Annotated in this window: 17 protein-coding genes; 10 read left to right on the forward strand and 7 right to left on the reverse strand. The window is 40.3% G+C overall.

Annotated elements, in window-relative coordinates:
• Positions 1-107: 107 nt before the first annotated feature.
• Positions 108-257 carry a hypothetical protein gene (locus LZP85_RS04470; RefSeq protein ID WP_182840829.1) on the reverse strand — a complete coding sequence of 50 codons (150 nt, stop codon included), beginning with the start codon at positions 255-257 and terminating at the stop codon, positions 108-110.
• A 21-nt stretch (positions 258-278) separates the two neighbouring features.
• Positions 279-938 carry a hypothetical protein gene (locus tag LZP85_RS04475; RefSeq protein WP_206833420.1) on the reverse strand — a complete coding sequence of 220 codons (660 nt, stop codon included), beginning with the start codon at positions 936-938 and terminating at the stop codon, positions 279-281.
• 238 nt (positions 939-1,176) lie between these two features.
• Between LZP85_RS04475 and LZP85_RS04480 the strand changes: the two genes are divergently transcribed.
• Genes LZP85_RS04480 through LZP85_RS04500 form a run of 5 tightly spaced genes read left to right on the forward strand, consistent with a single transcriptional unit; the run spans position 1,177 to position 6,514 of the window.
• Positions 1,177-2,316, forward strand: a complete 1,140-nt coding sequence (locus tag LZP85_RS04480) for an amidohydrolase (protein WP_206833419.1) — start codon at positions 1,177-1,179, stop codon at positions 2,314-2,316.
• Entirely contained in the window at positions 2,313-3,143 is an 831-nt protein-coding gene (locus LZP85_RS04485) for a MurR/RpiR family transcriptional regulator (RefSeq protein WP_119543075.1), read from the forward strand. The genes LZP85_RS04480 and LZP85_RS04485 overlap by 4 nt, the downstream gene beginning before the upstream one ends.
• 13 nt (positions 3,144-3,156) lie before the next feature.
• Positions 3,157-3,981 (forward strand): GNAT family N-acetyltransferase, encoded by an 825-nt coding sequence (locus LZP85_RS04490; protein ID WP_224840142.1) that lies wholly within the window; start codon positions 3,157-3,159, stop codon positions 3,979-3,981.
• A gap of 16 nt (positions 3,982-3,997) precedes the next feature.
• Complete coding sequence (menC, locus tag LZP85_RS04495; protein WP_119543076.1) at positions 3,998-5,107, forward strand: o-succinylbenzoate synthase; 1,110 nt, start codon at positions 3,998-4,000, stop codon at positions 5,105-5,107.
• 33 nt (positions 5,108-5,140) lie between these two features.
• Entirely contained in the window at positions 5,141-6,514 is a 1,374-nt protein-coding gene (locus LZP85_RS04500; protein ID WP_224840140.1) for a YjiH family protein, read from the forward strand.
• A 38-nt stretch (positions 6,515-6,552) separates the two neighbouring features.
• Here LZP85_RS04500 and LZP85_RS04505 read toward each other — a convergent pair whose 3' ends face one another.
• The gene (locus tag LZP85_RS04505) at positions 6,553-6,720 is read right to left on the reverse strand and encodes a hypothetical protein (RefSeq protein WP_182840830.1); all 168 of its coding nucleotides are present in this window, start codon (positions 6,718-6,720) and stop codon (positions 6,553-6,555) included.
• A 181-nt stretch (positions 6,721-6,901) separates the two neighbouring features.
• Here LZP85_RS04505 and LZP85_RS04510 point away from each other — a divergent pair, with 181 nt between their 5' ends.
• Entirely contained in the window at positions 6,902-8,377 is a 1,476-nt protein-coding gene (locus LZP85_RS04510) for an esterase/lipase family protein (RefSeq protein WP_226639051.1), read from the forward strand.
• A gap of 46 nt (positions 8,378-8,423) precedes the next feature.
• Here LZP85_RS04510 and LZP85_RS04515 read toward each other — a convergent pair whose 3' ends face one another.
• Positions 8,424-8,612, reverse strand: coding sequence for a hypothetical protein (locus tag LZP85_RS04515; protein ID WP_100347377.1), 189 nt, complete (start codon positions 8,610-8,612; stop codon positions 8,424-8,426).
• 145 nt (positions 8,613-8,757) lie between these two features.
• Between LZP85_RS04515 and LZP85_RS04520 the strand changes: the two genes are divergently transcribed.
• Both LZP85_RS04520 and LZP85_RS04525 read left to right on the forward strand, forming a co-directional pair.
• Entirely contained in the window at positions 8,758-9,804 is a 1,047-nt protein-coding gene (locus LZP85_RS04520; protein WP_119543078.1) for a TcaA NTF2-like domain-containing protein, read from the forward strand.
• Between the two features lie 221 nt (positions 9,805-10,025).
• Positions 10,026-10,340: a DUF2628 domain-containing protein gene (locus LZP85_RS04525; protein ID WP_119543079.1), complete on the forward strand. Its 315-nt coding sequence runs from the start codon at positions 10,026-10,028 to the stop codon at positions 10,338-10,340.
• A gap of 106 nt (positions 10,341-10,446) precedes the next feature.
• On the opposite strand, the gene LZP85_RS04530 is transcribed toward LZP85_RS04525, so the two are convergent.
• Positions 10,447-10,755 carry a DUF3784 domain-containing protein gene (locus tag LZP85_RS04530; protein WP_142925364.1) on the reverse strand — a complete coding sequence of 103 codons (309 nt, stop codon included), beginning with the start codon at positions 10,753-10,755 and terminating at the stop codon, positions 10,447-10,449.
• A 150-nt stretch (positions 10,756-10,905) separates the two neighbouring features.
• On the opposite strand from LZP85_RS04530, the gene LZP85_RS04535 reads away from it, so the two are divergent.
• Both LZP85_RS04535 and LZP85_RS04540 read left to right on the forward strand, forming a co-directional pair.
• Positions 10,906-11,226: a DUF1433 domain-containing protein gene (locus tag LZP85_RS04535; RefSeq protein WP_025910148.1), complete on the forward strand. Its 321-nt coding sequence runs from the start codon at positions 10,906-10,908 to the stop codon at positions 11,224-11,226.
• A 401-nt stretch (positions 11,227-11,627) separates the two neighbouring features.
• Positions 11,628-11,906 (forward strand): DUF4176 domain-containing protein, encoded by a 279-nt coding sequence (locus LZP85_RS04540; RefSeq protein ID WP_025910149.1) that lies wholly within the window; start codon positions 11,628-11,630, stop codon positions 11,904-11,906.
• A gap of 50 nt (positions 11,907-11,956) precedes the next feature.
• Here LZP85_RS04540 and sstT read toward each other — a convergent pair whose 3' ends face one another.
• Together sstT and LZP85_RS04550 are read right to left on the reverse strand one after the other, a co-directional pair.
• On the reverse strand, positions 11,957-13,186 hold the full coding sequence (sstT, locus tag LZP85_RS04545; protein WP_025910150.1) for a serine/threonine transporter SstT: 1,230 nt from the start codon (positions 13,184-13,186) through the stop codon (positions 11,957-11,959).
• A gap of 280 nt (positions 13,187-13,466) precedes the next feature.
• Entirely contained in the window at positions 13,467-14,453 is a 987-nt protein-coding gene (locus tag LZP85_RS04550) for a LacI family DNA-binding transcriptional regulator (protein WP_025910151.1), read from the reverse strand.
• Positions 14,454-14,465 lie beyond the last annotated feature (12 nt).

Raw genomic sequence — 14,465 nt, forward strand, 5'->3', positions numbered from 1 at the left:
TAAGTCTGTATCTATGAAGTCTGTTTTCTTGCTGTGGTTAGTTGGTGTCGGTTTTTTCAATGATTATTGAACCTCTTTCTTATTCTAATTTTTCCTTATGGATATTTTTACTTACCAAACGCTTGAAACACAAAAACAATCGCATAAAGGGGAATAGCAACAATGAGTACTCCAGTCAAGAAATAGCATAAGCTTCGTATAAGAAACTTCATGATGTCATACAGAGAACCAGCAATGTCGTCAATGAACTTCAACATGTCTACCACCTGCTTTTGTTTTTAGTGAAAACGGCATTTTAACACGTAGATGCTGTCGTATTCTTTTAGCTCTTTTTCGTGAGCTTTTGGATCTTTTAAATAGTTTAGCTGAATGCTTGATATGGAATCTTCAGAAGAATAAGCCATGTAGCCTAGTGGCATGTCTCCATCAATTTTTTGTACGTCTTGATAAAAGCCTTCCCACGTGCCAGCTAAGTTCTCTTTTTCTTCAATGTTCCTTTTTTCTGTGAAGCTTAACCCAGCGCTGCCCGTTTGATTTCCAACCTTTAAGTTAAACATAGTAATGACTTCTTCTCCGTCTTCATCTTCCGGATAAATATCGCTAGAAGTGAAAATAATCAGTCCTTCTTTGTCCACTTCTGTAGATAACTCATTTAGCTTTTCTACAAATAGCCCCTTTTCATACTTTTCAACCCAAACGTCGACTTCTTTCTTCTTGCTACCAGAGTCATATTCAAAGACAAACGCTTGATTAGTATTAATCAGCATATCCTCTCTTGCCGTTAGAGAATGCGTGACGTTTTTAATTGTTTCGTTTTTTAAGGTTGGTCCTTTGCTACTAGTAACTTGGTCAGAGCTGTTTGAAAAAAACATTGTCATGAAGCCTCCAACCGCTAATAAGAAAAGAACTAATAAAAAAGCGATTTTTCCTTTTGACATGGTCTATAACCTCCTGTTCAATCAGTGTTGTTTCACTATATTTTTACTATTTTAACATTTATTTCATTATTTTTGAAGATGTTATATATTTGCATAGTATTTTAGTTCATATTCCAATATTTCATAGTGCTCTAAAGCTATTGTTTATTGTCAGAAAGTTATGATATTATAAGAATCAAGTGAAGGAAAAACTTCATTGATGAATAAATATGAAGTTTTGAGTGCGAAGGAGGATGGAATGAACCAGTCATACGTAAAAAAGATGAAAAATGACATTTATAAAACTTATGAACATCTGCATACATATCCAGAATCAAGCAGTGAGGAAAAAGAAACGTCAGCTTATATTCAAAAGAAGCTAGAGGATGCTGGATACAGCGTTCGCACATTCTCAGAACATTACGGATTAACTGCTGAGCTTCAAGGCGTTTCTTCTGAAGTGGTAGCATTCCGATCTGATTTAGATGCGGTCGTGCAGTGGATTGACGGAGAGCTGAAAGCTAATCACTCGTGCGGGCACGATGCTCATAGTACCATGCTGTTATACGCTGCTCTTGCGCTTAAGAAAATGAATATCCAGCCTCAAAAAACGATTCGCTTTTTGTTTCAACCAGCAGAAGAAACTGGGGCGGGAGCGAAGCAAATGATTGAGTCAGGGTGCTTACAAAACGTGACGGAGCTGTATGGCATGCACGTAAGACCTGAATGGGAAGTAGAGGATAAGAAAGCATCTCCCGTTATTTTACACGGCTCAGCCTGTGCAGTTCATGGCATCGTTCACGGTGTACAAGCTCATGCGTCACGACCCGAATTTGGTAAAAATGCGATTGAAATCGCAGCAGACCTTGTACAGATGCTGAGAGGTTTACGCTTAACAAAAACGAATGATTATTCAGTCAAAATGACGAAGCTGCAAGCTGGAGGAGATAGCACAAATGTAATTCCTGATGAAGCTGTGTTTGCTTTGGATTTGCGAGCCAATACAAATGAAGCGATGGATGAATTGAAATCGCGAGTGGAGCACATCCTCTCTCACCTGACTTCAATGCATGAAGTAGCAATCGATTATCATTTTGAAGGACGTACATACGCTGCGGTTCCAAACGTTCATACCATTCAAATTGCGACACAGGCCATTCAGTCTGTACTAGGTGACTATGGATTAGTATCTGTCTGCGAAACGAAAGGTGCTGAAGACTTTCACGTGTACACGAAAGAAACGGGCGTTGCTTCGACGATGATCGGTCTTGGGTGTGGATTAAAGCATGGCCTTCATCATCCTGACATGATGTTTAATAAAGAAGCGCTGCTAACCGGAACAAACATTTATCTAACTCTTGCTCTTTTGGCCTCAAAAGCAGAGGTGCAGGGAGAATGAGTGCGCAGCAATTTGAACAGGTAGTAAAAGAAGCGTTTCCTCATTTATCATCAGGGCAAAAGAAGGTTGCTCAGTATTTACTGGATTCCCTTCAAGAAGCGTCGTTTCAAACGGCAGCAGAAATTGGTCGCGCCTCGGGAGTCAGCGAAACGACAGTTATTCGCCTTTCATACTCTCTTGGCTTTCAAAGCTTTTCACAAATGCACGATGCGATTCAGCAGCGCGTGATGGGTCATGAAAAAGTAGTTAAAAAGGAGAAAAATCAAGACGTGCTCAAGCGCGTGTTAGAAAGCGAACTGAACATCATCCGCCGCTTGGAAAATGAGGAGAACACTCAGAGAATTTGGGAAGTGGTAGACAGACTGATTCACGCAGATCAAGTACTGGTTGCCGGATACCGAACTTCATACGGAGCAGCACACTGGTTTTCAATGATGCTTTCGACGCTTCGGGAACGCGTGCGGTTAGTCAATCAGCCGGGAGATATTCAAGAAAGTCTTTGCGATTTAACACCCGAGTCAGTCATTGTTGTCCTGTCGTTTCCTCGCTATGCAAAGGAAGCGACAAAGCTTGCGGCTTACGCTAAGAAAGTTGGGGTAACGGTAATTGCCGTTACCGATCGTATTTTATCGCCGGTTGGTGAGCTAGCTGACATTACGCTTTTAACAGAGACAAACGTCCAGTCAGGTTGCAACTCAATCGCCCCGGTCATTACGCTTTTAGACTTAGTGCTCACCGCATATCAAGAAAAAAATCCCGCTGGCGTTCAACAGCGTCAGCAAAAGCTTGAGAGCTTATATACACATCAAGATACATACATGGAATAAGCGAGGAGATAATATGACGAATTTACATATGGACGAGCTCGTCATTCGGCGGGTGGAGCATCCAGACGAACTGCGAAAAGTAGGGAATTTAGAGCGAACAATCTGGAAGGGAGAAGATCCGGTTCCAGTTGAAATGATGGTCGCAACGATTCGAAACGGAGGGCTGGTGTTAGGAGCTTTTCTTGAAGACAAGCTCATTGGGTTTCAGTATTCATTTCCAGGCTTTGACGGCAAGCAATCCTATCTATGCTCTCACAGCTTGGGCATTTTAAAAGAATATCGTAGCTATGGTATTGGGCAAAAGCTGAAGTGGGCGCAGCGACAAGAAGCAAAGAAGCTAGGTTATGAGCTGCTTGCATGGACATATGATCCGCTTGAAACAGCAAATGCTAACTTGAATTTGCGAAAGCTCGGCGGAATTGGAGCAGCCTATAAAGAAAATTACTACGGTGAACTAAACGACATTCTAAATGCAGGAATACCGTCGGACCGCTTTGTGGTGCATTGGTGGATTCAAAGCGACCGCGTGCAAAAACGAGAAGAAAAGCAGTACGCGGAATGGAGCGTTAAGGAAGACAATATTCTATTAAACTATGTGCTAAATAATCAAGAGTTACCAACTCCTGCACCTATGAACTCTACATTAATGCATGACGTGTTATTCGTAGCGGTGCCCGCTCGCTATCAAGAGGTAAAGGCAAAAAATCAAGACCTGGCGCTACAGTGGCGCTTAAAAACAAGAGAAGCATTGAGCAAAGCTCTAGACTGTGGCTATGAAGTCACGGATTTTGTGAAAACAAACGGAAATATTCATTACTACGTAGTGACAAAAAAATAAGGTAGGGGGAAACGAGATGGAGATTCAGCACATTATTTTGCGCCACGTGAAAATGGAGCTTTTAGAACCATTCACAACGAGCATCTTCACCGAAACGCATAAAGAATTTATCCTAGTAGAAATCCTAGGAAAAAACGGCTTATCGGGGTGGGCAGAGTCTGTTGCTTCACCAGAGCCTTACTATAAAGAAGAAACGCTCAAAACAAATTGGCACATCATGGAGGATTATTTAATTCCGCTTTTACTTCAACATCCTGTGTCCCACCCGAGCGAACTTCAGAAGTTGTTTGAACCGATTCGGGGCAACTCCATGGCGAAAGCAGCGCTTGAAGGGGCAATGTGGGACTTATACGCAAGAAGCAACAACGAGCCGCTTTGGAAAGCGCTTGGGGGTACGAAGAAAACCATTGATGTTGGGGTTAGTTTAGGGATTAAAGATTCAGAGTATGAGCTGTTAAAAGCGGTGGAAAAAAACTGTGAAGAAGGATACAAGCGCATTAAGCTAAAGGTAAAACCAGGTTGGGATCTCGATATCTTAAAAGCAGTTCGCACTCGCTTCCCGGATATTGCCTTGATGGCAGATGCGAACTCAGCGTATACGCTTGATGATATCAATCACTTAAAAGCGTTTGATGAGTTTAACCTCACGATGATTGAGCAGCCGCTCGCTTATGACGATATCATTGATCATGCAAAGCTGCAGCGCGAGCTTCAAACGTCGCTTTGTTTAGATGAAAGCATTTATACGCTTGATGATGCAAGGCATGCGATTGAGCTAGGAAGCTGTAAAATTATTAATATTAAAATTGGCCGCGTTGGTGGACTCTATGAATCGAAGCAGATTCATGATCTTTGTAAAGAGCACGGCATACCTGTCTGGTGTGGGGGGATGCTGGAAGCTGGTGTAGGGCGTGCTCATAACGTTGCCATTACGACGCTCGATAACTTTACGCTTCCTGGGGACACGTCAGCGTCTTCTCGCTATTTTTCAAGCGATATCACAGACCCTGCGATTACGGTGGAAAACGGAACGATTACCGTACCGACAACACCGGGGATTGGCTTTGAACCAAACCGCAAGCGAATTGAAGAGCGTACGCACTACAGCAAGCTTTATAAACTTTGAGGGATATAGACTTTAAGGGAGGAGGGAGCGCCAGTGAGTAGCGTTCCAGCAAAGAAGGTACAGGATAAGGGGTATAGTAGAGGAGATTATGTTCGATTTATTGTTCCATCCGTATTAGGAATTTTATTGTTTATGATTCCCATTCCGATGGAAGATGGAACGACCGTTTTCGTCGCGTTTGTTGCAAACTGGCTTGGTGATGTATTTGCATCAACAATTCCAATGATTGCCGCTGTTTTAATGGGAATTACGTTTATTGGAACATGCGTTGCCAAGTGGGGAAAACCTGACTTTATCATGAACTCACCGTTTTTAAAGAATTTGTTTGATGTCAGCATCCCGTTTTTTTTAGCACGTACGCTGGGCTTCTTATTTGCAGCAATGGTTGTGTTAGGTATAGGCCCCGCTTTTATTACGTCTGACGACACGGGAGGTTTTTTATTAACGGGTCTTGTGCCAGTGCTGCTGACAACATTCTTACTTGCTGGCTTTTTCTTACCGCTTCTTTTGGATTTTGGTTTACTTGATTTATGTGGCGTCTTGTTTGCTAAGCTGATGCGTCCACTTTTTAAACTTCCAGGACGTTCTTCCATGGACTGTTTAGCATCTTGGATTGGTGACGGGACAATTGGTGTGTTCCTAACGAGCAAGCAGTATGAAGACGGGCATTATACAGAGCGAGAAGCAGCGGTTATTAGCACAACGTTCTCGGTTGTATCTATTACGTTTTCAATCGTCGTAATCACCGAGATTGGCCTTGCTCACATGTTCGTTCCGTATTATTTAACGATTGTTGCTGTAGGGTTAGTGCTAGCGTTTATCATGCCGCGCATTCCACCATTATCTCTCAAGAAAAATACGTATTTTAAAGAAATTGAGCGTGAAGACGAATCGTTTATTCCAAAAGGTCAAACGCCGTTTCAGTGGGGAACTGAAAAAGCGATTGAGCAAGCGCGTAAAAACGGAAGCGTGTCTACGTTTTTTAGAAACGGTACAAAAAACGTATTGGATATGTGGCTAGCGGTTATTCCAGTTGTCATGACAATTGGGACCATTTCGGTTATCGTAGCAGAATACACCCCGTTTTTTGAATGGATAGGAAAGCCGTTCGTGCCGCTGTTAGGGCTGATGGGGGTACCGGAAGCAGCTGATGCATCCGTGTCCATTTTAGTTGGCTTTGCAGATATGTTTTTACCAGCGATTCTAAGCAGTGGAATTGAAAGTGAAATGACGCGCTTTATCATCGCATGTTTATCGGTAACGCAGCTTGTGTACATGTCTGAGGTTGGAGGGTTAATTCTAGGATCTAAGCTTCCGATTCGCTTTAAAGATCTTGTGCTCGTTTTTATTCTTCGCACAGCAATTGCTCTTCCGCTTATCGTGCTAATCGCACACTTCATATTCTAATAACGGCTAGCCTGCTTCTAAAAGCAGGCTAGCTTTTTTTAGCTTGTTTTTGTTAAAAACTCTCTCATTAAGCTATTCACTTCTTTTGGCTTTTCGTGCTGAGGGGCAGATTCAGCGGCTTTTTTTTTTACGCTTTCTTCAAACGGATAGAATTCTGCAGCTCGGTATTTGTTTTTTGCAATTAAATAGATATAGTCTTTAAACAATTAAGAATTCTAGAAGGTTATCGAATAAGAGATGAGTAGACAACGCTGGACCATTGATTCATTTTGCTAGGACTTCAGATGTGTTTATGGAAAATACTATTCTTTTTTCTATAATAATCCTGCTATTTTAAAATTGGGAGGTGTGCTTCCTCCTAGACAATTGAAGATAGGGGAGAACGGTATGAGGCGTTTGTTCATGTTGATGATGGTTTTCTGGCTTGTTGTTCCGCTCAATACGCAGGCAGGAGGATTCGGAGGGAAAGATGATCCGTCTGGCGTACCTGGCCAATGGTACGTAGGAAATACACCTGCTTCTGTGGATCCAGCTAAACCTGTCGTTGTATTTGTTCATGGTTTTAACAGCTCTTCAAACACATGGTGGGAAGGCAATGATATGTACAATACCGCTTATCAAAATGGCTATCAAACTGCTTTTATTGATGTGCATCCAGATAAAAACATGTGGACAAACGGTCCGATTTTGAAACAAAAGTTTGAAGAAATCTATCGTCACTTTGGGAACAAAAAGCTCGTTGTTGTTGCGCACAGTAAAGGTGGCATTGATACGCAAAATGCCCTCGTACACCAAGGCGCATATCCTTACGTATCCAACTTGATTACACTATCAAGTCCACACCATGGATCTCAGCTGGCAGACCTAGCTTACAGCAGCTGGACAAGCTGGTTGACAGGTATTCTCGGCAGTCAAAACGATGCAACGTACTCTCTTCAAACAGGTTATATGAAGAATTACCGTGCCCAAACGGATTCACACGCTAATCGCTTGAAAAATCCAATTTATACGTTTGGTGGAACGAGCTGGGGAAGCTTTGGATCATCACTTTATTTTGGTGGCGTTTATTTAAACTCCTACGGTCAAAACGACGGAGCGGTAACGGTGACAAGTTCTCGTCTTCCTTACGGTCGTGAAGTTCGCGTGGGTTCATGGGATCATTCAACTGTTAAATCAAGCGCTACCTTCAATTTGTTTAAACCATATTTAACGACGACACAAGCACTTTCCACTTCAAAAATCAGCGCATTAGAAGCCATGCAGCATGAAGAAAGCAGCAGCATTTACCGAGGCGGAGAATTTACGAGTTCAGGTGTACAAGAGTTTACAGTAGAAGAAAGCGCAGCAAATATGGAAGTAGATTGGCTTAGCAATCAAAAAATGAATGATATTGAGCTTGTTAGCCCAACTGGAAAGGTGTACAAAAAAGCGGTTCGCACCATTGACGAAGGCGTCTTTAAAGGTGCTCATCATCACATGTTCCAAGTATCATCTCCTGAAGCGGGAAAATGGAAAGTACAAGCTAAGCACAAAAAAGCAGCGTACTTTTTAAACGTAAGTGTAAAAAGTGGCTTAAATGATGATATTGAGCTTCAAAATGTGACCGCCTCTTCTGTGGACGTGATTCATTCAGGTGACGTGGCAAAAGCAGACGCAACTCTAAACATTAAGAAAAATGGGAAAGTCGTAAAGAAACAGCAAAAAGATATGAAAAAAAACCAGCAGTTCAACGCTTCCTTTGCTGAAGAAGGCGTCTACAACATCACTGCGGACATCAAAGGTCAAACAAAAGACGGAAAGCCGTTTGAACGCACCATTGTGAAATCAATTTATGTAGATGCTAAAGGGAAGGTTTTTGAATAATAAAAGAAGCCGGAGCATTTTTTTGCTCTGGCTTTTGTGTGGGGTTTTATGCTTCGTGTTTGTCTTGTCTATCGGGCAGAACTTTTTCAACGATAAACGAAATAAGCAGGTAGGATAAAGGGCAGATTACGACCAATAAATATATTTTGTCTTCAGGTAAGTGATAGAAAAGAAACACGCTTAACGTTCCAAAGAGCAAAGGAGGTAATAGTTCTTTTATAAGGTTTCGAATCATGTGTCAGAGCTCCTTATTGATAGAGTAGGTAGTACTAGTTTAACGCTTTTTAGTAGAATTGTATAATTTATGAAAAAACCCCTCGAACTTTTGTTTTTTAGTGCTAAAATACTATTATATTTATAAAGAAGGAGTGCATATAGCAGTGCGAAAGATTTACTTCATGATGTCTTTGCTGTTGCTTTGTTTTCTAGCTGCCTGTCAAGAGAGTAACAGTACAGAGCAGGTTACTCAGTCAAAACAAGTGAGTGAAGAAGAAAAGCAGCTAAAGACTAACAGCAATGACAAAAAGGAAAGCGTAGCGAACGACGAGCAAGAAGAAAGTACAGAAAATGAAGAGAAACAACAAAAAGTTTCTGGAACATCCGTACATAAAAAGGAGCCTGTAACAAGCAGTAACCAAGTAAACGTATTAAGGGATGACAAAGTAGTTTCTACGATGAAAGGCTATGCTAATGGATTAGTTGCAGGCATTAATACCAATTCATTTTCAAAAGTAGAGCCGTATTTACAGCAGGGAAGTTCGTTATATAATCAACAAAAATCACTTGTATCAGATTTACATAGCCGTGGGATAACGGAAGAAGTTGTTTCAGTCAACGTTGATTCAACAAGCGGAAGTGGAGAAAACTATCACATTCAAACAACAGAGCGCATCGAGATTACTAAAAGGGATGGTTCAACGCGAACAGCTGATTTTTCATGGAAGTATAGCGCAGTTTGGAAGAATGGAGAATTAAAGCTAACGGACATTCAAGAAGTAAAATCAAGCCAAACGGTTGACTCTTCTGGAGCAACGACTGTCTTTGAGAAAGAGGAGTCCCTAAACGCATATAACGGAACGTGGGGAACAGGTGAAAATGATGGATCTCCTTTTATCACCATTGAAGCAGGCAATGGGAATATGGCTTCTGTTTCAATCGAATCGTGTCAACCACCTCGGTGTTTGCGTCTCGCAAGTGCTTCTAGTGAAAGTGTTCAATTTATCGATAAACAAGCTTCATTTGCTTATGATGAAGATGGCCAAGGAAACCATGGAATCGTGTATATTAGACTAGAAGGTAATCAGGTTTTTATTGAAACATCAGATAAATATCGTGCTTCCGATGCTTTTTGGTTCATACCAGAAGGGACGTTTACCCTTCATCACATTGAAGATATATCAGCTATTGTAGATCCGGAAAATAGCTGAGGCATAAAGAACCAACCTGCTACCACAGGTTGGTTCTTTATCTATTGAATAAATTTTCTTCGTGATGAAGACTACAGTTATACTTTCCATAAATATAATTTAAAAATAAAAAAGTACTTAACATTATTAGGTGCTAATGCTATTATACTATATTGAGATGAAAATAGGTATTTGGAATTATTTTTCTCTTCTTAACTTTATTATGAAAGGATGTGTGAGATGTGAAAGCTTTACTTCGAAATGAAGGTGGAATTACTAAAAGTGTAAAAGTAGGTTTTAGTTGGACAACCTTTTTCTTTGGATTCTTTCCAGCGCTTTTTCGTGGAGATTTAAAATGGGCAGCTATCATGTGTATTATGGCTATCGTTGTAGGTATATTTACTTTTGGTTTTGGTGCATGGATTCCTGGAATTATTTTTTCTTTCGTTTATAACAAAATATACATAAAAGAGCTAATTGAAAAAGGCTATGGTCCAGCTGATGAGCATTCTAAAGTAATTTTAGAACAACGTCAAATTGTAACAGCAGTAGCATGATAAAAACAGAGAAACTCAATGGGTTTCTCTGTTTTTTTAGATAATATAAATTTATTAGAGGATAAATTAAATAAGTTAATGGATAGAAAAATTATTAACCAACCTGCTATGACAGGTTGGTTTTTGTTGTGGATCCTAATTTCTTATGCGTATAAATGACTAGGAAGAGGTAGCCAGCAATAAGAATTAAAATGACAATCTCAGGCTGAATGGCTAAGATAAAGCCAGCAGTGAGACTAAGTAGTCCGCCAATCAAGCTAGAGAGGCCAACTAGTTTGCTTGCTTTTTCTTTATTACGTATACGATGCTCGTTAAATCCAGGAAGCAACCATATTTGTTTTTTTATGCCGATGAAGTAAGCTAGGATGAAAAGAATGAAGCTAATCAGAATTAGGTTATAATTGATGAAAAGCAAAATGAACACGTCCTTTTTACAACTAATGTATGGTGAAGATAGTCGAAGTAGTACAAGGTAATAGGGGAATTTCATATATGTTTTACCCAAAAGGTAATCCACCGTTGCTATAATAGAAACTAAGAATAAGAGAATAAAGGGGAGCGATTGATGAAAAAAGTAATTTTTACGCTTTTGGGGTTAGCTATTGTCGCTGCAGGAGTGATGGTATACATGCTTCAACATCATGAAGCAAAATCCTATGCAAAGGAAATAAAGCCCCAGGTAATCACGCATTTACAAAAAGAATTTCATGACGTTTCATCCGTCACGTTTACGGAAGAAAAGCTGTTATCTAAGAAAAGAATACAAATAAGTGGTTACGTAAATAACAACAAAGCGCTTGGCTTTTCCGTAACGACCTCGTATCCAGCCGGAGATATTGAAAGTGAGCTCGTTGTAGATCAAGCACTTTTTGATCAGCTGAAATAAGAAACCATTCTTTTTTATTAAAAATACCTAACACAATAGTAAATCATCCCCAAAACGTGCAATTATTTTGTTATGTTCCAAACTCTTCTTCGTTATACAAAACATTCATAGGCAGTGACAGGTGAGGATGCTCCATATCCATCTTCCATGCTCCGACATTTACATACAGAAAAACCGTTGGTAAACACTACTTTCCTATTCTCTAACCATATCTTTGTACTTAGTTGAGGTTTGGGTCTAAATACTCATCTGATAATTAGGTAATTTAAGGTAATTTCCCTATTTACCTTTCAAGTCTACATGTTAACCTAATGGTAAGTACATAGGAGTAGAAGTAATATTGATTTAAAAATTAAGCGTACGTGTTAATCAACTACATCATCTTGTCAGGAGGAGTACTCATGGATCAAGCACTATTACCAAACGGGTCTGTTGTATTGTTAAAAGGGGGAGACAAAAAGCTCGTCATTTATGGACGTAAGCAAATGTCTCTTGGAGAAGAGCAACAAATTTATGATTATATCGGCGTTCCGTACCCAGAAGGGTTCATTAATGAACAGTACACATACGTATTTAATCACGCAGCGGTTGAGCAAGTAGTGTTTGAAGGTTATCGTGATGAAGATGAAGTCAAGTTTCAAGATGTACTACAGCAAGTACCAAAGCAAAAGCCAGAATAAGATAGGTAAATGAAAAGCCCTCTTCACATCGTGAAAAGGGCTTTTGCTGTTTACAGGCTAATTTCTTTTCCTTCTTTACGTTTTCTTCTATACTCAGCAGTTGCTGTGAAAAGTACGTCTGAAGAAGAGTTGAGCGCTGTTTCACAAGAATCTTGTAAAACACCGATGATGAAGCCCACCGCAACGACTTGCATCGCTACATCGTTTGGAATTCCGAATAAGCTACATGCTAATGGAATTAATAGTAAAGACCCACCAGCTACACCAGATGCTCCGCAAGCTGATATTGCAGCTACGATGCTAAGAATAAGTGCTGTACCAAAGTCTACTTCAATGCCAAGCGTGTTAACGGCTGCAAGCGTTAATACAGAAATTGTAACGGCTGCACCGGCCATGTTAATTGTTGCGCCTAGTGGAATAGATACTGAATACGTATCTTTATCTAAATCTAGCTTTTTACATAGATTCATATTCACTGGAATGTTCGCAGCAGAGCTACGCGTAAAGAATGCCGTAATCCCGCTTTCACGTAAGCATTGTAAAACAAGTGGATATGGATTTTTACGAATATTAATAAAGACGATAATAGGGTTAACAACAAGAGCAATAAAGAACATGCATCCTAATAAAACTAATAAAAGCTTTCCGTAATCAAGCAATGCCGATAAGCCGTTTGTAACAAGGGCTTCAAATACAAGGCCCATAATACCAAGCGGTGCTAGATTAATAACCCAGCGAACGATTGTTGAAATGGCATCTGAGAAGTTGCCAATCATATTTTTGGTTGTATCAGGTGCATGGCGAAGCGCAATACCAAGTACGATTGCCCACGCTAAAATGCCGATATAGTTAGCGTTCATCAGTGCATTTATAGGGTTGTCCACTATATTGAACAATAGCTTTTCCAGTACTTCACTTAACCCACCTGGAGGCTCAAATCCTTCAACGCCGCTTTCTTTAAGCTGTAGCGTTACCGGGAAAATAAAGCTTGCGATGACGGCAACAAGTCCAGCTAGGAATGTGCCGATTAGGTATAAGCCAATAATAGGCTTCATATTTGTTTGCTGCCCATTTCTGTGCTGTGCGATTGCGTACATAACTAAAAATAATACCAATACAGGCGCAACAGCTTTTAGCGCACCTACAAATAGCGCACCAAAGATTGTAACGAGTTTAGCTCCTTCAGGAACCGTTAACGCCAGAACGACACCGACGATAATCCCGATTACAATTCGAGTAACTAGACTAATTTGATTCCATTTGTGCAATAAGTTTTTCATCATTTGTTCCTCCGATTAATGCTTCATATCCTACATACTGCTCATACATAAAAGTAAGTTTACCATGAAAAATATTGATTGTGAATGTGAAGAAATAAAATCTTTATAATTTTTAGAAAGTTTTTTCTTTGTACAAATGTCCACTCCACTAAAACAACCGCTTGCATGATTATATGTTATAAAAGAGAAAAATGCTAGTGTAAATTTTTATAAATAACAGAAAATTGTTTTTTTGGAATAAAGAAAAAGCACAAAATCAGGCGTGCAGCCTGATTTTGTGCTACGTTGTTTCTCGTATAACCAGTGTGGCTTTATAAAGCTTACGTCGAGGAGGCATTTCATTCTGATGTACGCGGAGAGCAAGTGCTTTAGCTACGTCCTTTGCAATTGTTTGTAGAGGGTAATCAACCGTTGTGAGTAAAGGAATGCTCGCGCGTCCAATGGAATGGTTGTCAAAGCCCATAATTGATACATCTGTCGGAATGTTAACGCTATGTTTTCGTGCACTATGAAGCAAACCCATAGCTACAAAATCACTTCCTGTCAACAGGCCATCTGGATAATCTTCAGTTTGAAAAAGTGTATCTCCAAGCCGAAGTCCGTCGTCAATTGTCATAACCCCGTTTCTTTTCATATCGGGTGAGTAGGTGATCCCTGCATCTTTTAAAGCGTGCTTAAATCCGCACAGCCTTTTTTGTTGAAGCGGCGTCTGTTCATAATCCATACAAAGTAAAAGGCGCGTTCGACCTTGTTTGAGTAAATGGGTCGTTGCATCAAATATCGCTTGTTCTTCATCTACTGAAAAGACGTCGAAAAGGTTTCCAGGAGCTTGTTCATTGCAAATGATGACGATTCTATTGCCTACCAACTCCTTGATTTCTTGTTCAGATAATAAAGTATGTGTCACAACCAGAGCGTCCATTTCTTGCTGTGCGAGCTTGTCATAGACATAACGCTCTTCTGATGGTTGAAAATCGCTTTGATAAATGACCGTTTCGTATCCAGATTGGCGACAGGCTTCTGAGAGTGCACTGATTAACTGACTAAAATAAGGGTGATCGACGGTAGGTACCAATAAGCCAATAAGCTGGTTTTGCTTCTTGCGCAAGTGAACGCCTCGCGCATTTCGCTTGTAACCAATTTGCTGGATGGCTTTTTCTACTTTTTCTTTGCTTTCTTGTGAAACGTGGGGATGGTGATTTAACACGCGCGAAACGGTGGATTTTGATAAACCGCTTATACGAGCAAGATCCAGAATTGTTGTCATAAAAAACCTCCA

It is taken from the genome of Priestia flexa (assembly GCF_021441905.1).
GTDB classification, from domain to species: Bacteria; Bacillota; Bacilli; order Bacillales; family Bacillaceae_H; genus Priestia; species Priestia flexa.